This is a genomic window from Bacteroides sp. HF-4919, from assembly GCF_018860125.1.
Window position 1 is genome coordinate 144,596 of sequence record NZ_JAHKNF010000003.1, and the last position, 20,161, is coordinate 164,756.

Annotated in this window: 15 protein-coding genes; 8 read left to right on the top strand and 7 right to left on the bottom strand. The window is 44.0% G+C overall.

The features are described from left to right. Positions 1 to 65: 65 nt before the first annotated feature. Entirely contained in the window at positions 66 to 773 is a 708-nt protein-coding gene (locus KO473_RS06685) for a porin family protein (RefSeq protein ID WP_005778242.1), read from the bottom strand. Continuing rightward, positions 770 to 2,539 (bottom strand): LysM peptidoglycan-binding domain-containing protein, encoded by a 1,770-nt coding sequence (locus KO473_RS06690; protein WP_005820538.1) that lies wholly within the window; start codon positions 2,537 to 2,539, stop codon positions 770 to 772. Before KO473_RS06690 ends, KO473_RS06685 begins: the two co-directional genes overlap by 4 nt. A gap of 176 nt (positions 2,540 to 2,715) precedes the next feature. Between KO473_RS06690 and uvrA the strand changes: the two genes are divergently transcribed. The 3 genes from uvrA to KO473_RS06705 all read left to right on the top strand — a co-directional run bounded on the left by uvrA (position 2,716) and on the right by KO473_RS06705 (position 7,904). Further along, a complete protein-coding gene (uvrA, locus tag KO473_RS06695) occupies positions 2,716 to 5,544 on the top strand; it encodes an excinuclease ABC subunit UvrA (RefSeq protein ID WP_005820535.1) in 2,829 nt (942 codons plus the stop codon). A 160-nt stretch (positions 5,545 to 5,704) separates the two neighbouring features. Continuing rightward, positions 5,705 to 6,184, top strand: coding sequence for a Cys-tRNA(Pro) deacylase (gene ybaK, locus KO473_RS06700; RefSeq protein WP_005778236.1), 480 nt, complete (start codon positions 5,705 to 5,707; stop codon positions 6,182 to 6,184). A 61-nt stretch (positions 6,185 to 6,245) separates the two neighbouring features. Then, on the top strand, positions 6,246 to 7,904 hold the full coding sequence (locus tag KO473_RS06705; protein WP_005778234.1) for a peptide MFS transporter: 1,659 nt from the start codon (positions 6,246 to 6,248) through the stop codon (positions 7,902 to 7,904). A gap of 108 nt (positions 7,905 to 8,012) precedes the next feature. Here KO473_RS06705 and KO473_RS06710 read toward each other — a convergent pair whose 3' ends face one another. After that, positions 8,013 to 8,510 carry a GNAT family N-acetyltransferase gene (locus KO473_RS06710; protein ID WP_005778232.1) on the bottom strand — a complete coding sequence of 166 codons (498 nt, stop codon included), beginning with the start codon at positions 8,508 to 8,510 and terminating at the stop codon, positions 8,013 to 8,015. A gap of 161 nt (positions 8,511 to 8,671) precedes the next feature. On the opposite strand from KO473_RS06710, the gene KO473_RS06715 reads away from it, so the two are divergent. The 5 genes from KO473_RS06715 (at position 8,672) to KO473_RS06735 (ending at position 12,898) form a co-directional block, all read left to right on the top strand. Continuing rightward, entirely contained in the window at positions 8,672 to 9,007 is a 336-nt protein-coding gene (locus tag KO473_RS06715; RefSeq protein ID WP_005820533.1) for a PadR family transcriptional regulator, read from the top strand. Between the two features lie 12 nt (positions 9,008 to 9,019). Next, a complete protein-coding gene (locus KO473_RS06720; protein WP_005820531.1) occupies positions 9,020 to 10,099 on the top strand; it encodes a PspC domain-containing protein in 1,080 nt (359 codons plus the stop codon). 244 nt (positions 10,100 to 10,343) lie between these two features. Beyond that, positions 10,344 to 10,913 carry a sugar O-acetyltransferase gene (locus KO473_RS06725; protein WP_005820529.1) on the top strand — a complete coding sequence of 190 codons (570 nt, stop codon included), beginning with the start codon at positions 10,344 to 10,346 and terminating at the stop codon, positions 10,911 to 10,913. A gap of 221 nt (positions 10,914 to 11,134) precedes the next feature. Then, complete coding sequence (locus KO473_RS06730; RefSeq protein WP_250716539.1) at positions 11,135 to 11,659, top strand: flavodoxin; 525 nt, start codon at positions 11,135 to 11,137, stop codon at positions 11,657 to 11,659. Between the two features lie 243 nt (positions 11,660 to 11,902). Beyond that, entirely contained in the window at positions 11,903 to 12,898 is a 996-nt protein-coding gene (locus KO473_RS06735; RefSeq protein ID WP_122130447.1) for an MBL fold metallo-hydrolase, read from the top strand. Between the two features lie 92 nt (positions 12,899 to 12,990). On the opposite strand, the gene KO473_RS06740 is transcribed toward KO473_RS06735, so the two are convergent. The 4 genes from KO473_RS06740 to KO473_RS06755 all read right to left on the bottom strand — a co-directional run bounded on the left by KO473_RS06740 (position 12,991) and on the right by KO473_RS06755 (position 20,075). Continuing rightward, the gene (locus KO473_RS06740; protein WP_122130448.1) at positions 12,991 to 15,099 is read right to left on the bottom strand and encodes a S9 family peptidase; all 2,109 of its coding nucleotides are present in this window, start codon (positions 15,097 to 15,099) and stop codon (positions 12,991 to 12,993) included. A gap of 50 nt (positions 15,100 to 15,149) precedes the next feature. Beyond that, the gene (locus KO473_RS06745; RefSeq protein WP_005820523.1) at positions 15,150 to 16,481 is read right to left on the bottom strand and encodes an MATE family efflux transporter; all 1,332 of its coding nucleotides are present in this window, start codon (positions 16,479 to 16,481) and stop codon (positions 15,150 to 15,152) included. 88 nt (positions 16,482 to 16,569) lie between these two features. Then, positions 16,570 to 18,426 (bottom strand): membrane protein insertase YidC, encoded by a 1,857-nt coding sequence (yidC, locus tag KO473_RS06750; RefSeq protein WP_005806542.1) that lies wholly within the window; start codon positions 18,424 to 18,426, stop codon positions 16,570 to 16,572. A gap of 47 nt (positions 18,427 to 18,473) precedes the next feature. Continuing rightward, positions 18,474 to 20,075, bottom strand: a complete 1,602-nt coding sequence (locus KO473_RS06755) for a CTP synthase (RefSeq protein ID WP_005806541.1) — start codon at positions 20,073 to 20,075, stop codon at positions 18,474 to 18,476. Positions 20,076 to 20,161: the final 86 nt, after the last annotated feature.

Below are 20,161 nucleotides of genomic sequence, written 5' to 3' on the forward strand. Positions count from 1 at the left end.
CCACAAAGGATACAGGATGTCTCTATGGACACCATATCCTTTGTGGTGAATTCATTTATACGCTTTTACTTCTTTATGTCAAATAAATAAGTGATTTTTGCTGTAATGGTACTATTGGCCGAACGTGCAAAATAGTCTTTTTTGGTGCTGTTATAAAAATCGGCCAGTCCAAAATAATATCTTCCTTCTAAAAGAAAATTTCCGGCCTTAGTCCTGACTTCGATTCCGCCGCCACCTGCAATTCCATAGTCGAATTTATTTTCTATCCGTTTTCCATATTGTTCGTTGGGTGCCCGATTGGCTGTTTTCCAACTACCTTCTCTTTTTTCGTTTTCGCTTAACAAGAAACCTATTTGCGGTCCCAGGTTGATGAAGAACTGTGCTCCTCTGTCTTTGCCAAAAGCCAAATGGGCAAGAAAAGGTACTTCAAGGTAGTTCAGGGTACGGACATAAGAGTCTTCTGAAGAAAAGCCTTGCTCGGGGTCGAATTTTTCGTCCCATCCCCGTTGCGAGAAGTTAAGTTCCAATTGTGCTCCACAAATCATAGCGAAGTATTTTTCGGAAATATAACGTGCTGTTACTCCTCCGGTAATTCCTAATAATCCGTTTTGCTTAATGGTCGGTTGGAAAGAAACGGTACTGTAATTTGCACCTCCATTAATTCCGATGGCAAAATTATGTCGTTGTTCGCCTATCTGGGCATTTGCTGGCAGTACAATTCCTGCCAGCAAAGCAGTTCCCAGTAGGATTGATTTCAGTTGATTCTTTTTCATTCGAAGTCAAGTTTAATCAATTCAAAGTTCTTTGTGAAATGGACAAAGAATACTTTCTTGTTTACAAATCCCCCCCAGTTATTGACACGTTGGAATTTAAATCCGGTTTGGATAGGAGTTAAATCCATCAGAGGGAGATTTTTTTCCAGTTCGGAACCGTATTTGGACAGTCCTTTGAGGAAGAAGTATCCTGTGTCAAAACCCAGCATACCGTATTTCGGGTACCGTTCTTCCATCTCTTTGCTGTACCATTTGCGATAAGCATGAGTGAAGTTGATTGCAGCAGGTAGCAGATTATTCGTGTAGAATGACGAATAGAAATAGGTGTCCAGCTCAAAGAAACTTTCCAGATGATCCTTTGTATAAGTTTGCCATTCAGGATAACCGAATAGATGAATACGCGCTTCCGGGTTATCTCTTACAAGTAATGTCAATTGGGGAATGATTTTCAAAAGCGTCAAATCGTTACCGGAGGTGGGGATGAAGAAGTTCTCTTTGTCGTTACGCAAAGCTGCTTTCAGCGTTTCCACCGGGGCGTTTTCCTTTAATGTTTTCACCGGAATCCCTTTGCTTCCCAGTTCCTGTTTTAAGCCTTTGATAAATTCAACTTTATCTTTATCCACAACCGAAGATTCCAAAAGAATCACGTTAGCATTCGGGAATTGACGTGTGAAGTGCTCGTAGACTTCGGAGTACAGATAAGACTGTGGAGTATTGATTTGATAAATAAACGGGTTGCTGAATACTTCGCCTTCTTTTGAAGAGAAAGGGACAACCAGGCGAATATCGTTTTTCTTCGCGAAAGCTGCTAACGGTTTAATATGCTGTTGCTGTGCCGGACCAAAAATGACATTCATATTCTTCATCTCACTTTTTGCCAGAATGTTGTTCAATGATGAACTTTCTTTATTGCAATCGTAGACGTATAGATCGATTGAAGTGCCGGTACGTTTCAGACTGTCAACTGCCATCAGGAAGCCTTCATAATATTCTACCATTCTTTTGTCGTCAAAGGGTAACAAGAGAGCCGCTTTGATGGTAGAAATGCTTTTGGGTGTTTCTTTGTTTTCACGGAACAATTCGCTGTTGCTTGGCGGTGTGATATTGGTGTCTGTCTGGGGAGTAGTGACTGCCGATTTCTCTGACGGATAGGGGATACAAAGGAATTGTCCCTTCTTCATACCGTTCTTCAACTCCGGATTGGCTGCAATCAGTTCCTGTTCAGAAATGCCATATTCACGGCTGACGCTGAAAATAGTCTCTCTGCGTTTCACTTTGTGCATGTCTCTGCAACGGGGCTTTACAGCCGGTTGGATAATGGGTTGTTCGGGAGTTGTGACTACTGCTTCTACTGTAGAGTCGATGGCTTCTGCAGCGGAAGGGATACGGATAACCTGTCCGATACGGAAGTTCTCTGCACTTAATCCCGGATTGGCGTCACAAATGGCTTTTGCAGAAACTTTATAGGTGGTTGTCAACCGATAAAGGGTTTCTCCCGGTTGAATGGTATGGAACATTTCACTTTTCTGGGCGGTTTTGTTCTGTGGGATTTTGATGGCTTGTCCTGCATAGATTTTGTCCTCACAACCGGGGTTCAGGCGAATAATATCTGCTTTGCTGACTCCATACATACTTGAGATGGAATATAAGCTTTGCCCCTTTTCAATAGTGTGAAGGAAGTAGGATTGGTTCTCTTGTGCCAATGTGCTTAAATAGGAAACACTTATAAAAGACAGGAGAAAGAAGATTCGTTTGATTGATTTCATCAATTTATTAATCTTAATTTGTAATTTTTACTATTCAATTCTCAATTGATTACGGCAAAGGTACGAATAATGTCATAGATTCACATAATATATTGAGTTAAGAAAATAATATTGTGTTTTTTAAAACTATATTTCGGGCGGAAACATTAATTTTGCAACTCAATAAAAGTTAGAGTATGCAGGAAACAGAATATATAAATGTGTACGGTGCGCGCGTACACAATCTGAAAGACATTGATGCGGAAATACCACGTGACAGCCTGACTGTGATTACCGGACTGAGTGGAAGCGGGAAATCATCTCTTGCTTTCGATACAATATTTGCAGAGGGCCAGCGCCGCTATATTGAAACCTTTTCGGCTTATGCCCGCAACTTTCTGGGCAATCTGGAGCGTCCGGATGTAGATAAGATTACAGGGTTGAGTCCGGTTATTTCCATAGAACAAAAGACTACGAATAAAAATCCCCGTTCCACGGTCGGCACTACTACGGAGATTTACGATTATCTTCGTCTGCTTTATGCCCGTGCCGGAATAGCCTATTCTTATCTCTCGGGAGAAAAGATGGTGAAATACACTGAGGAACAGATACTGGAACTGATCCTGAAAGATTATAAAGGAAAGAAAATTTATATGCTGGCACCTTTGGTGCGTTCACGTAAGGGACATTACAAAGAACTCTTCGAGCAGATTCGCAAAAAGGGATATTTGTATGTCCGTATAGACGGAGAAGTACGCGAAATCACTCACGGACTGAAACTGGATCGTTATAAAAACCACGACATCGAAGTCGTTGTGGATAAGCTTATCGTGGAAGATAAGGATGACAAGCGGTTGAAACAGAGTGTCGCTACTGCTATGCGGCAGGGCGACGGATTATTGATGATTCTCGATGCACAGACAGAGAGTATCCGGCACTACAGTAAACGCCTGATGTGCCCTGTCACGGGACTGTCGTATCGTGAACCGGCTCCGCACAACTTTTCGTTCAATTCTCCGCAGGGAGCTTGTCCGCGTTGTAAGGGATTGGGGGTAGTCAGTCAGATTGATGTAGATAAGGTGATTCCTGATAAAGAGTTGTCTATATATGAAGGGGCGATAGCTCCTTTAGGTAAATATAAGAATGCAATGATTTTCTGGCAGATCGGTGCTTTGCTGGAGAAATATGATGCGTCATTGAAGACTCCCGTAAAAGATTTGCCAAATGATGCAATCGACGAGATTCTGTATGGCTCGGACGAACGTATCAAGATAAAAAGCTCTTTGATAGGTACTTCTTCCGATTATTTTGTGACGTATGAAGGTGTTGTCAAGTATATCCAGATGTTGCAGGAGAAAGATGCTTCGGCCACTGCACAGAAATGGGCGGAACAATTTGCCAAAACCACAGTTTGCCCTGAATGTAAGGGAGCGAAACTGAATAAGGAAGCACTCCACTTCCGTATCCATGATAAAAACATCAATGAACTTTCAAATATGGACATCAATGAGTTGTATGACTGGTTGATGAAAGTGGACGAATTCCTGACGGATAAGCAGAAAATGATTGCCGCAGAGATTTTGAAGGAGATACGTACCCGCTTAAAATTCCTGTTGGATGTAGGATTGGATTATCTGTCTTTAAACCGTAGTTCCGTCAGTCTGTCGGGTGGGGAGAGTCAGCGTATCCGTCTGGCCACACAAATTGGTTCTCAACTGGTCAATGTGCTTTATATTCTTGACGAGCCGAGCATCGGGCTGCACCAACGTGATAACCTGAGGTTAATCAACTCCTTGAAAGAATTGCGTGATATGGGTAACTCTGTGATCGTGGTAGAGCATGATAAAGATATGATGCTGGCTGCCGACTATGTGATTGACATGGGGCCTAAAGCCGGACGACTGGGGGGAGAAGTTGTTTTTGCCGGAACTCCACAAAAGATGTTGAGGACCAGTACACTTACTTCACAGTATCTCAACGGACAAACTGCCATCGAAGTGCCTTCCAAACGGCGTCCCGGTAATGGAAAATCTTTATGGTTGCGTGGCGCTAAAGGGAATAATCTGAAGAATGTAGATGTCGAATTTCCGTTAGGCAAACTGATTTGTGTTACGGGAGTATCCGGTAGTGGTAAGTCTACGTTGATAAATGAAACTTTGCAACCGATACTTTCGCAGAAGTTCTATCGTTCTTTGCAGGATCCTTTGGAATACGATTCTATTGAAGGATTGGAGAACATAGATAAGGTTGTCAATGTGGACCAGTCTCCGTTGGGGCGTACTCCGCGTTCCAATCCTGCCACTTATACCGGTGTCTTTTCAGATATCCGCAGTCTTTTTGTCGGATTGCCGGAAGCTAAGATTCGTGGTTATAAACCCGGTCGTTTTTCTTTTAATGTCTCCGGCGGACGTTGTGAGGCATGTTCCGGGAATGGCTACAAGACAATCGAAATGAATTTCCTGCCCGATGTATATGTTCCATGTGAAGTTTGTCATGGCAAACGTTATAATCGCGAAACTCTGGAAGTGCGTTTCAAGGGAAAATCCATTGCCGATGTGCTCGATATGACCATTAACCGTGCGGTAGAGTTCTTTGAAAATGTTCCTCAGATTCTGAACAAAATTAAGACTATCCAGGATGTTGGATTGGGATACATTAAATTAGGGCAATCATCAACCACCCTTTCGGGAGGTGAAAGCCAGCGCGTAAAATTGGCAACGGAGCTTTCGAAACGAGATACGGGAAAGACTTTGTATATTCTTGATGAACCGACTACCGGTCTGCATTTTGAAGATATCCGTGTGCTGATGGGAGTATTAAATAAATTGGTGGATAAAGGTAATACTGTGATCGTCATTGAGCATAATCTGGATGTGATAAAGATGGCGGATTACATTATCGACATGGGCCCCGAAGGCGGTAAAGGGGGAGGGGAACTTCTCAGTTTCGGGACACCGGAAGAGGTTGCGAAGAGTACAAAAGGATATACCCCGAAGTTTCTTCGCGAAGAACTGAGAATCGATTGATAATTTATATATACGATATTAACTTGTTAAATAATAAAGAGTTAATATCGTATTTGTACAAAGTTAACTTCCTGCAACTACGAAGTTAACTTTGTAGAGTTACGTTATTAACTTACTAATAGCAGCTTTTTTCTATGGCTGCTCCAATATACATATATCTATGAAAATCAATAAGACCAATGCTGCCCGTCTGTTGGATAAGGCCAAAATTTCCTATGAACTTATCCCTTACGAGGTAGACGAAAATGATTTGAGTGCTGTGCATGTAGCGGCCAGTTTGGGAGAGAATATTGATCAGGTTTTTAAAACTCTTGTGCTTCATGGCGATAAAACGGGATACTTCGTTTGCGTGATTCCCGGAGACAAAGAGGTAAATCTGAAGCTTGCCGCAAAGGTGTCCGGTAATAAGAGTTGTGATATGATTCCTATGAAAGAGCTTCTTTCCGTCACCGGATATATCCGCGGTGCCTGTTCGCCTGTCGGAATGAAAAAACATTTTCCCACCTATATCCATGAAACCTGTCTGGAGTTTCCGTATATTTATGTAAGTGCGGGGCAACGCGGATTACAGATAAAAATTGATCCTAAAGAGCTAATAAACGAGGTTCGGGCGGAAGTTTGTGTATTATATACTGTTTAATTTCAGTAAAAAGTATATATTTGCAGAAAATATCTATTTAATAATCTAATATTCTAATTTTATGTTTGAAGGACAACCTAAGGGTTTGTATGCTCTGGCACTTGCCAACACAGGCGAGCGATTCGGTTACTATACCATGCTTGCGATTTTTACTTTGTTTCTACAAGCAAAGTTTGGTTACACTGCTGCTGAAACTTCTACCATTTTCGGATGCTTTTTGGCTGCTGTTTATTTTATTCCGTTCTTTGGTGGTATTCTTGCCGATAAGTTTGGTTATGGCAAAATGGTGACAATGGGTATTGTAGTCATGTTTATCGGCTACGCACTGCTTGCCATCCCGACTTCCAACGATTCCGGCAAAGTAATGATGTTTGGTGCACTGGCTCTGATTGCTTGCGGTACCGGACTTTTTAAAGGTAATTTGCAGGTAATGGTGGGTAATTTGTATGATGCCCCCGAATATAGCTCCAAACGTGACACGGCGTTCAGTATATTCTATATGGCTATCAATATCGGTGCGATGTACGCTCCGACAGCTGCTACAAAGGTAACCAACTATATGTTGGGCAAGGCAGGGCTTTCGTATGTTCCTCAGATTCCTTCATTGGCACATCAATATCTTGACGGTACAATCACTCCTGCTAACCAGGCTACTTTGGAATCATTGCAGGCTGCACAGAACTTTACCGGCGACATTGCCACATTCTGTACTACTTATATCGATAAGCTTTCTGAAGCATATAACTATGGATTTGGTGTGGCATGTGTATCATTGATTATTTCGATGTTGATTTACGTCGCTTTCCGCTCTACATTTAAACATGCCGACTACAACTCTAAACAAGCTAAACCGGCTAACGTAGTTGAGGAGAAGTTGACTCCGGAACAAACCAAACAGCGCATCGTGGCTTTGTTGCTTGTATTTGCCGTAGTTATTTTCTTCTGGATGGCTTTCCACCAGAACGGACTGACACTGACATTCTTTGCACGTGATTATACCGCACAAGAGGTGACCGGACTCGACCGTTTGGGCTTCAATATCGTGAACCTTACCTTCTTGTTGATTGTTATTTACGGACTTTTTTCACTGTTCCAGGGAAAGACCGGCAAATCAAAAATGATTGCCGGTATAGTAGTTGCTGCCGCACTTCTCTGTCTGGGATGGAGCTATAGCTCTATGGATCCTACTGTTAATATTCTGCCTCAGATCTTCCAGCAATTCAATCCGTTCTTCGTGATTGCCTTGACTCCGGTTTCACTGGCGGTGTTTGGATATCTTGCCAGAAAAGGGAAAGAACCTTCTGCTCCGCGTAAAATCGGTATCGGTATGATGATTGCCGTATGCGGTTTCTTGATAATGGCCATTGGGTCTATCGGGTTGCCTACTCCAGATGCTCTGGCAGCCAGTGGCATTGAGAAAGACGCACTGGTTTCTCCAAACTGGTTGATCTCTACTTATCTGGTGCTTACTTTCGCCGAGTTGTTCCTCTCTCCGATGGGTATTTCGTTTGTTTCGAAAGTAGCTCCTCCCAAATACAAAGGTATGATGATGGGTGGATGGTTTGCCGCAACTGCCATTGGTAATTACCTCGTTGCCATCATTGGTTATCTGTGGGGTGGCATGCAGTTGTGGATGGTATGGAGTGTACTTATCGTATGCTGTCTGCTGGCCGCTCTGTTCATCTTCTCTATCATGAAGAAACTTGAAAAAGTAGCATAACCTTCGGGTTGTATCTATACACCAAACGCCCCGTTACATTATTTGTTATTACGATAACAATATATGTAACGGGGCGTTTCTTATATTGGCATTTTCTTTACATGCGCATCAGAGTTCCAATCCCATGATATAGTCATTCATATAATATCCGTTTCCGATGTGAAAATCACCTTCACGTAGTTTTTTCATCCCTTTATGTTCATAAAAGTGCAATGCCTTGTTATTCCGGTTGACATTTAATTCCATCAGACAGGGAGACGGATGAATCTCTTTGATGTATTGTACTGCGTGGTCAAATAGTTTGCTTCCCAGGTGTGCTCCCTGAAAAGAGGGAAGGACATATATTTTCTGGAGATGAAACACATCATCTCCTTGAGGCTGTACTGATACATAGCCGCAAGGTTCATCTTCCTGGTAAGCGATGAAGTATACGTGTCCTTCTTTTTCCATTTGTTTGCGGATATTCAGGGGCGCGTACATCCATTCCATCATGTAGTCAAGTTGATCGGGCGAAAGTATTTCTTTGTAAGTAGTCGGAAATACCTGTTTCGCCAGTTTGTTAATCAGTATGCAATCATCTGAAGTGGCTTTTCGGATAGTAAACATGTTTGTTGTATTTTTCGGTTTATGTCGCAAATATAGTGATAATTTGCTTTTATAATAAGGTGGAGGTATCTTAATAAGTTAATTAGTATGAATTTAAAGTACTTTGCATTGCATAGTACTAAAGTTATGCATATATTTGTCGCATCAAAAAGGTAAAGCTTATGAATGTAGATAATGTAAAGTCGCAAATGCGAAAAGGCATGCTGGAATATTGCATCATGCTGCTGTTGCATAAAGAGCCGGCTTACGCTTCGGATATCATCCAGAAGTTGAAAGAGGCAAAGCTGATTGTGGTGGAGGGCACATTGTATCCATTGTTGACCCGATTGAAAAACGATGATTTACTTAGTTACGAATGGGTGGAATCTACACAGGGACCGCCACGGAAGTATTATAAGCTGACAGAGAAAGGTGAGTTGTTCCTTGGCGAACTGGAACTTTCGTGGAGGGAGCTGAACGAAACTGTGAATCATATTGCTAATAGAGAATCCATTTAAAAAGAAATAAAGATGAAAAAAACATTAACCGTAAATTTAGGTGGAACCGTTTTTCATATCGACGAGGATGCCTACCGGTTGCTCGATAATTATTTGTGCAACCTAAAACTTCACTTTCGCAAACAAGAAGGAGCAGAGGAGATTGTGAACGATATAGAGAATCGCATCTCCGAACTATTTGCCGAGAAGTTGGCTGCCGGATCGCAAGTGATTACGATTGCCGACGTAGAAGAAGTGATTGCCCGGATGGGAAAACCCGAAGATTTTGGTGAGGAGAGTGAGGAAGACGAACCTCAAAAGACAGCCGGACATACAGGGGCACAATCCGGCACAACCATTCATCGCCGTTTTTACCGTAATCCGGATGATAAAATATTGGGAGGGGTGATTAGCGGGCTGGCTGCATATCTGAACTGGGATGTAACGCTGTTGCGACTGATTATGTTCGTTGTGCTGATCTGTGGATATGGAGTGTTGATTCCTATATACATCATCTGTTGGCTGATTATTCCCGAGGCCCGTACGGCAGCCGAGAAGTTGAGTATGCGCGGTGAGGATATCACCATAGAGAATATCGGTAAGACGGTGACTGATGGGTTTGAAAGGGTAGCCAACGGGGTGAACAATTATGTAAATTCAGGTAAGCCCCGCAGTTTTCTGCAGAAGGTGGGCGATGCGTTGGTATCGATAGCGGGTTTCTTTCTGAAAGCCTGTCTGGTGGTGCTCGCCATTATATGCAGTCCGGTGCTTTTTGTGCTTGCCATTGTTTTTGTTGCTCTGGTGATTGCTGCCATTGCAGTAGCCATTGGTGGTGGAGCTGCTCTCTATCATATGCTGCCAGCAGTCGATTGGTCACCGCTGATCTCCACTTCGCCGATGATGACCATTGTAGGAAGTATTGCAGGAGTAGCATTGGTGGGCATACCTTTGGTGGGGATCATTTATGCTATTCTCCGACAGATATTTGATTGGCCGGCTATGGCGTCCGGACTGAAATGGTCTTTATTGATACTGTGGGTGCTGGCAGCCGTAATCTTTGTTATTAACCTGTCTTATTTGGGATGGCCTTATCCTTTCCTTTTGGTCGGATGACCTGTCCATGAATAGATTGACATGTGTAGAAATACCTTCCGTTGTGTGTCCGGAAGGTATTTTTTTTGTAGATAATATGCGTTTTATTTCAAAATCGGGGATTCGGGTATGAATATCCGTAAATCATATACAACCGCTCTTTTTTATTCCGGTAATTTTGCAATTAAATATATCGGCTATCGGATTGGTATCGCGACATAGGATGTAGCCAAAGATGTATGAGTAAAATTATAACGACAATAATATGACTATCGAAAGTTTTAAAGAGTATGTAAAGTCATGTAAGCCTCTCAACACAGAAGAAATCCACTGTTTTATGGATGATATGAGTAACGAGGCAAGGCGTTTTACATTCAGGCTGAATGCTTCTTACCATACGCCGGCCGAAGTGCGAAATTTATTATCCGAGCTTTTTGGAAGTCCGGTTCCGCCTACACTTCGCGTATTTCCTCCGTTCTATACTGATTTTGGGAAGAATATAGTGATAGGTGATGATGTATTCATAAATGCCTGTTGCCACTTTCAGGATCACGGTGGCATAACCATTGGCGACAGTTGCCAAATCGGACATAATGTAGTGTTTGCCACTCTTAATCACGGGCTTGCTCCTGAAGACCGCGGAACAACGTATCCTGCTCCGATTGTTTTAGGAAAAAATGTCTGGGTAGGGGCAAATGCCACAATTCTTCCGGGTGTGATGATTGGTGACAATGCCGTTATTGCGGCGGGAGCGGTGGTCACAAAAGATGTGCCGCCGAATGTCATTGTTGGAGGAGTTCCGGCGAAATTCATCAAATCGATAGCCCCCGAATAGAGCTGAAGATGGAGAGTTGCTAAATTCCGGGTATAACTGCCGTATATTTGACAGTACTCCTGTATGGTTTGAGCTTTGGCAAAGGATGGTGGCAGGCAACGATCGACGGCTTGCATTGCAGCAATCGTAAACGTATGAGAAAAGTAATAAAATAACTTATTAAAATATTGAATAATATGAGAACAAAATCTGTTTTACTAACGCTTTTAGCAATCTTATTTATGAATTTACACGCAGCGGCACAAGATCCCATAAAGCAGGGGCACAATGGTAAACGAATTTTAGTTGCCTACTTTTCGGCAACCGGTACTACGGCGGAAGCTGCAAAGAAACTGGCTCGGGTTACGGGTGGTGAACTGTATGCCATCACTCCTGCAAAACCTTATACGAATGCCGATCTTGACTGGCATAACAAACAATCGCGCAGCTCGGTGGAGATGAACGATCTGAAATCATGTCCGGTCCTTAAGAATAAAAAAGAAAACATAGCCGATTATGAAGTGATCTTTATCGGCTATCCCATCTGGTGGAATCTTGCACCTCGGGTTGTGAACACTTTCATTGAAAGTCATGATCTTAAAAATAAGATCATCATACCTTTTGCCACTTCGGGAGGAAGCAGTATTACAGGTAGTGTGACAGCATTGAAAAAAGACTATCACAATTTGAAATGGAAAGAGGGAAGATTACTTAATCGTGCCAATGAAAAATCCATTCGTGAGTGGGTCGATAAGTTAGGGTACTGACTGTCTGGAACCAAAAACAATGATAACGTATTTATTTATCGGTAGCATTGGCTTGTAGAGAGCGATGCTGGTCGTACTCGCCATACTGCATACGGATGACGCTTGCGAAGATTACCCCTCACGTTACAATCCTGTTTGACGTGAGGGTGATCTTTTTACATAAAAAAAATGTCTTATTCTGCGACTATACACAAATCTTTTGTTATTTTTGTTTGTTACACAACGAAAAAAGTATATAAGTGTATGGGCGAGCATATATGTTTCAGAAGAAATGAAAGACTGGCAACGGTAAACCCGCATTGGCGGGGTAATCCTGTGGTGAGAGGAAAGTTTGTCAATCGCCAGCATCGTTTTCGTCCCGGGATGGGAAGTGTCTTGAAATGGCGCCTTTCTTCCAATCCGCAGCGGAAAGAGAAGAAGAGTGTGAAGTGGAATCCCCGGATGAGTTATCTGCGTTCATTGGAAGGGGTGGTCGGTAATTCGCTGATATGGCTGGGACATAACTCCTTCTTCCTTCAATTGGCAGGAAAACGTGTCATGTTCGATCCTGTTTTTGGAGATATCCCTTTTGTCAAACGTCAGAGTGATTTTCCGGCAAACCCCGATATTTTTACCGATATAGATTACTTGCTTATCAGTCACGACCATTTCGACCATTTGGATAAGCAAAGTGTAGCCCGGCTGGTGAAGAACAATCCCCGGATGAAACTTTTCTGTGGGTTGGGTACCGGTGAATTGATAAAGAGTTGGTTTCCGGAGCTTGAGGTAACGGAGGCCGGATGGTACCAACAGATAGAAGATGACAGGTTGAAGATTACTTTTCTTCCTGCCCAGCATTGGAGCAAGCGTTCGGTGCGTGACGGAGGACGAAGGCTGTGGGGAGCGTTTATGGTACAGGGTGACGGCATCTCCATCTATTACAGTGGCGATACCGGATATTCCAGGCATTTCCGTGAGATACCCGAGCTATTCGGGACACCCGATTATGCTTTGGTGGGTATCGGTGCTTATAAGCCGCGTTGGTTTATGCAGCCCAATCACATTTCACCTTACGATGCACTGACAGCGTCCACCGATATGAAAGCAGCTCTTACCATCCCGATGCATTATGGTACGTTCGACTTGTCGGACGAACCTCTGCATGACCCTCCGCAGGTTTTTACTGCCGAAGCAAAGAAACGTAGGATAGACGTGTATATTCCGGTACTTGGAGAGATTGTCAAGTTGAAGCGGATGTAAGCTTTCCGAAGGAGTAAACGGACACTCTGTTCTGCTAAAATAAAGGCTCTGTTCCGTCGGAACAGAGCCTTTATTTTAGCAGAACAGAGCCTTTATTTGGAATCTGTAGTGTTTGGTTTCAACCATTTGTCCAGCCATTCGAAGAAAGTGCGTTGCCACAACACACCGTTTTGCGGTTTCAATACCCAGTGGTTCTCGTCCGGATAAATAAGCAGTTCAGCTGGTACGCCACGCATTACGGCAGCGTCGAACGCAGCCATGGCCTGATTGGCAAGGATACGGTAATCCTTCTCACCGTGGATGCAAAGAATCGGGGTATCCCATTTTTCGACGAACAAGTGCGGAGAGTTCGCAAAAGTGCGCTGGGCAACCGGATTCTGCTTTTCCCAGTATGCGCCTCCCATATCCCAATTGGCAAACCATTTCTCTTCTGTCTCCAGGTATTGCATCTCCATGTTGAAGATACCATCGTGGGCAATGAAGGCTTTGAAACGTTTGTCGTGATGTCCTGCCAGCCAGTAGACGGAGAATCCTCCGAAGCTGGCACCCACACAGCCCAGGTGGTCTTTGTCAACGAAAGGTTCTTTTGCCATTTCGTCGATTGCCGTGAAATAATCCTTCATGCATTGGCCACCGTAATCTCCGCTGATAGCTTCGTTCCATTCCACTCCGAAACCAGGAAGTCCGCGGCGGTTCGGTGCTACAACGATATAGCCGTTGGCAGCCATAATCTGCATGTTCCAGCGATAACTCCAGAATTGGCTTACCGGGCTCTGTGGACCGCCTTCGCAGAAGAGCAGTGTCGGATATTTCTTATTCGGATCGAACTGGGGCGGATAGATGACCCATGTCAGCATTTCTTTACCATCTGTCGTTTTCATCCAGCGTCCTTCAACTTTGCCCATCTCTATCTGATCGTAGATCTGCTTGTTCTCTTGAGTCAGTTGTGTCGTCTGCCCATCCAGGGAAACGGCATAAATTTCATCTCCCATGCTCATAGAGTGACGTTTGGCAATCAGTTTATCACCGAAGAGGGCAACGCCTTCGTAGTCGTACATACCCGAAGTGACAGGACGTACAGAATCATTGGTCAGATCGAGTGAGTAGATTTGAGTTTCACCATGCCATACACCGGTGAAATAGATCGTCTTGGCATCCTGGCTCCATACGAATGCATCTACATTCGAATCGAACGCTTTGCTGGCAAAACGTTTTTCTCCGGTTTCCAGATTCATGATGAAGAGACGGTTCTGGTCTGCTTCGTAACCATCACGCTCCATACTTTGCCAGGCGATGCTCTTTCCATCCGGAGAATATTGCGGATTAGTATCATAACCCATCATACCTTCGGTGATATTTATTGTTTTCTTGGTATTGAGGTCGTATACATAGATATCCGAGTTGGTAGAAATGGCATAAGCCAGTCCCGTTTTCTTTCGACAGGTATAAGCCACTTTATCCGAGGTAGTGTTCCATGCGAGTTGTTCGATACCTCCCCATGGTTTCATCGGACTTTCGTAAGGCTCACCTTCCAGCACGTCTACGATGTTGGTTACCGACTTGCCATCGAAATCGGCGATAAAGGGGTGGGGGGCAGTTGTCACCCATTCATCCCAATGTTTGTACATCAGGTCGGTGATGATGATGCCGGTTGCTTTGTCCAGGTCAGGATATTTGTCAGCCGTGCTTTTAACAGTCTTTACTTGGGCGATGAACAGTATCTTCTTGCCGTCCGGCGAGATGGAATATCCTTCGATATTTCCGTCATAATTGGAAATCTGTTTGCGTCCGCTACCGTCGGGGTTCATTTCGTACAGTTGGCTGCTGCCGTTGTCGTTGCTCAGGAAAAGCAGTTTGCTTCCGTCCGTTGCCCAAGTCACTTCATTTTCCTGAAAAGGAGTGTGAGTGATTTGCCGGTTGTCGGTTCCGTCTGTGTTCATCACAAAAACTTCCCGGTTGCTTTTGTTTTCGGGTACACTGTAGTAAGCCACTGTATAGGCTATCTGTTTTCCATCGGGCGATACGGAGAGTCCGCCGATACGTCCCATTGCCCAGAGTGCTTCGGGAGTCATCCGCTTCCCCTCGATTTTGATATCGGATTTTCCGATCAGCGCCTGGTCCGTTTTGCCTGCATCCTTGGTTCCGCCACAGGATGCTAACATCATTGTTGCCGACATAATAAATAGGTTTACTTGTCTCATAAGTTTTTAATAATTGATTATTTGAGTTGCGAAGATAAGCAAAAATCAGGTCAAATCTGCTTTTTTTGCCAGTTTCCTTTCTTTATATAGATGTACGACAGAGTCAGGATACAGATTCCGTATAAATGCTCTGTAGTCCAGCAGAAGGCTACGTCTACTCTCAGATAGAGGATGACATACGTGATATAAGCCAGATAGACAGCCAGCACGCAGAGTTCTAATCCCAGTGCCGTACGTGTATTGCCCGTTCCGGATACCGCCTGGAAATAAACATTGGCCGGGACCAATATCAGATAGGCGGAACATAATACCCATAACGAGGGGATGGAAGCCTCTTTCAGATCCGGTATATCTGTATAGATACTTAACACCAGATCGGGGAAGAGGGCGAAGAACAGTACCAGAGGTAATACAAAAACATAGCCGATGCGTACATGCTGCCGGATAGTTCCGGGTACGCTTTTAATCTCTCCTGCGCCTATCAGGTTGCTCACCAGTGAACCGCATGTGGTGGCAAATGCCATCGCAACCATAAACGGAATACCCGATACGTTGCGGATAATGTTCGTAATGGCCAGTGCGCGTTCGCCCAGATGTTCCACAAAAAGGAAGAACATGAACCAGGTGGATAGTGAGAAGAAATTTTGGATCATAGTCCAAAAAGATACGTTTAATATTCGTTTTAATGTTTCCGGTTGGAAACTGGGAAGCTGGTTCAGTGCATACTTCTTACAGTCTATCCGCTTCCAGGTATAGACGATGAAGAAGATGACCGATACCATTTCGGCCAGTGACGACCCGATAGCAGCTCCGGCAATACCTAATGCGGGGAAGCCGAACTTACCGAATATCAGGATATAGTTGAATACTATGTTGGACAATACCATTACGATTGAATTCAATGTCAAGGTCTTGGTCTGTGTGGTACCTACAAAAAATGCCCGGAACATCACGCCGACGAAAGAGAAAAAGAAACCAAAAACTCTCCAGTTGATATAGCTGATGGACGCGTCATAAATGTGCTGCGAACTGATAACCAGTTTCAGCAAATGAGGAGAGAAGCATAAAGAAAGGGTAAATGCCACTATTGCCAATGCCAGCAAAAAATAGACCCCCTGATAGAATATCGGTCCGATGGTGCGGTATTGTTGCTCGCCGTTTCGCCGGGCTATCAGGATTTGTGCTCCGATGCTGAATCCGAACGCCATCATGAAAATGGCCAGATAATATACGCCTGCGATGGCCGAGGCTCCCAGTTCGATTTCGCCTACCCGTCCCAGGAAGGCAGTGTCTGTCATACCTATTAATTGTTCCATGATCAGGCTGATCAGGATAGGGTAGGCTATGAGCCATATCTCTTTGTATGTGTATTTGGTAGTCATGTTTTTATATATTCTATAAAGGGGAAAAAAGCCGGACAAACATATACTGCTTGCCCGGCTCTTCGGTCTTTAAGCTAATTTTTATTTCTTATCGCTTATTCTGCTTATTAGCCCGTTCTTTTGCCATCTGTTCCTGCTGTTTCTGCATGGCTTCCAGACGTGCGGCAAATCCGGTCTTCTTCATTTGCTTCGGATCTTTTTTCTTTGCTTCCAGATCGGCGAGCAACTTGTCTTCGTCAGTTGTCCGGCGCAGTATGATCATGGTTACCACACTGATCAAAGTCGAAATGAAGTAGTAATAGTTCAATCCCGAAGGATAGTCGTTCAAAACGAAGAGGAACATAATCGGCATCAGATACATCATCCACTTCATTGCTGCCATTTGCGGCTGGGCACCTGTATCCTGCTGCTGCATCGTGTACTTCGTGTTCAGGATATTGGTAATGGTCATCAGCAGGCAGAACAAGCTGAGGTGATTACCCAAGAACGGAATATGGAACGGGAAAGTGATGAATGCGTCGTAGGTCGATAAGTCGTCCGCCCAAAGGAAACTCTGCTGGCGGAGTTCGATAGCGCTCGGCACAAACATGAACAATGCCATCAGGATAGGGAATTGAACAAGCATCGGCAAACAGCCGCCCATCGGGCTTACACCGTATTGACTGTATAGTCCCATTACCTCTTGCTGTTTCTTCATCGCATCTTCCTGCTTGGGATATTTCTTATTGATCTCGTCAATTTTTGGTTTCAGTACACGCATCTTGGCCGATGACATATAAGTCTTCCAGGTTGCCGGAAAAACCACAACTTTCACCATAATTGTCAATAGCAACAGTACGACACCCATGCCTAATCCCCAACCTGACAACCAGTCGAACACGTTGATGGTGATCCATTTGTTGATCCATCGAATCAACGGCCAACCCAGATATACCAGGTTGTTGAGTTCCCATTTCTCTTCACGTCCCTTGTCCAATGCGGTCAGTGTTTTATAGTGGTTCGGGCCGAAGTAGAAATACATGTCGGTCGGTTGCTTACCGGTAGGATCGAAGAACGTACTCATTTCAGCCGAGTAGTCTTTGATGTAGCCACTTCCCTGTTTCTCCATTTTCGATTTGACCGTAGTCTTTTCGAAATCCTGTTCTGCAATGAATACAGAAGAGAAGAACTGGTTTTTGAAAGCAATCCAGTCCAGACGCTCCGGTACTGACTTTTCATCGTCTTTACTTGCCGAAAGGTTGTCCACATCATCACCTGTATATTTGTAGGTGAGGTCTGCCAAACGGTTCTCGTAAGTATATCCTTTCTCGATCTGGCGGGCACGTTGTGACCACGAGATGTCCACATAGTTTGTAGTAGCAGCCAATTTGCCTTCCATACCTGTTGCTTTAATCACAAAGCTCATCAGATAATTATCCGGTTTCAGTGTATAAATAAAGTCGATATAGCTGGCACTGTCGGCGGCCAGACGCATCGTAACACTGCTGTCTGTTTTATTGACTGCTTCGAAATAGAAGTCTTTTGTCTGGAGGGCACCCTTCTTATTGTAGAAGTTGAAGTTCATGGAAGCATCGCTGCCGTTGAACAACACAACCGGTTTCTTATCTTGTCCCATGTAGTTTTTCAACAGGGCAGAGTAAACGCGGCCGCCTTTGTTATCCAGAGTGATTTCTACCAAATTGTTCTGGATAGTAGTAAACGCCTCTTTACCTTGGGTGGCATTGAAGAAGAGAGATGCCGAATCGGCGGCTGTTTCCTCTTTTTCGTTAGCCAGTGCAGCTTCGGTTTTGGCTTTCAGTGCTTCTTCTTGCTGCTGTACCACGGCTATAGAGTCATAATACCGCTTCTGGGCGGCTATTTGCTCCTCGCTGGGACGGCTCAGAAAACTGAATCCTACCAGTAATATACCTATTAAAACGAGGCCTGTGATGGTGTTTTTATCCATTCTCTTGTTTTAGTGATTAATGATTAATAATCTATACGATAGTGATTTTACTTATCGATTGCAGCCTTAATGAACGATACGAACAACGGATGCGGGTGTAGCACCGTACTGCTGTATTCCGGATGGAACTGCGTTCCGATGTACCATTTCAATGTAGGGATCTCTACAATCTCTACCAGGTCTGATTCCGGATTGATACCTACACATTTCATGCCGGCCTCTTCGAATTGCTTGCGATAGTCGTTGTTGAATTCGTAACGGTGGCGATGACGCTCCTGAATATGTTCTTGTTTATAAGCTTCGTATACTTTAGAGTCTTTTTTCAAGACGCATTCGTAAGCACCCAGACGCATTGTACCTCCCATATTGGTGATGGCCTTCTGCTCTTCCATGATGTCGATAACGTTATGTTTGGTCTTTTCGTCCATTTCAATAGAATTGGCATCGGCATAACCCAGTACGTTGCGGGCAAATTCGATGGCCATGCATTGCATACCCAGGCAGATACCAAAAGTCGGAATGTTGTGTTCGCGGGTATACTTGGCAGCTACGAACTTACCTTCGATACCACGTGAACCGAATCCCGGACAGATAACTACTCCGTCTACATGTCCCAGCTGTTCGTCCACATTGTCCGGAGTGAGGTGTTCGGATGATACATATTCTATTTTAACTTTACGGTCATTATAAGTGGCAGCCTGTGACAGTGATTCCAGGATAGACTTATACGCATCCTGCAGTTCAACGTATTTACCTACCATTGCAATAGTCACCGTTTCGGTAGCATTGGCACGACGGTTCAGGAAGTCTTTCCAAGGTCCCAACGGCGGACGTTCGCCCACAGGTAAGCCCATCTTCTGAAGTATGGTTTCGTCCAAGCCTTGTTCCTGCATCAACAGGGGTACTTCATATATAGTTGAAGCATCGATTGACTGAACGACCGCATTCTCGGCAACATTACAGAACAATGCCACTTTCTTACGCAGGTTGGCGTTCAGGTCATGTTCGGTACGAAGCACCAGAATATCCGGTTGCACTCCGAGTGACTGCAATTCTTTTACAGAGTGTTGGGTCGGTTTGGTTTTCAGTTCTTGAGCGGCAGACAGGAAAGGTACATAAGTTAAATGCACGCACAACGCATTCTGTCCCAACTCCCATTTCAACTGACGGATACTTTCCAGATAAGGCAAGGACTCGATGTCACCTACCGTGCCTCCGATTTCTGTAATTACAAAGTCGAACTTATACTTGTTGCCCAGCAACTTGACGTTACGCTTGATTTCATCCGTGATGTGGGGAATGACTTGAATGGTTTTTCCCAGATAGTCTCCACGGCGTTCTTTATCAATGACGCTCTTATAGATACGGCCTGTCGTGATATTGTTGGCCTTTGTAGTCTGGATGCCCAGGAAACGTTCGTAGTGTCCTAAGTCAAGGTCGGCTTCATGGCCGTCTACAGTCACGTAGCATTCTCCGTGTTCATAAGGGTTCAATGTTCCCGGGTCAATGTTGATATACGGGTCAAACTTTTGGATAGTTACTTTATAACCTCTTGCTTGCAGCAATTTACCGATGGAAGATGAAATGATACCTTTTCCTAAAGAAGAGGCAACACCACCGGTTACGAAAATATACTTTGTTTCTCCCACAGCTATAACTGTTTTAATAATTTGTTTCTAAATCGTTTGATTTGAATCTTAAAAACCGCAAAATTACAAAAAAATGGGGAAGAACG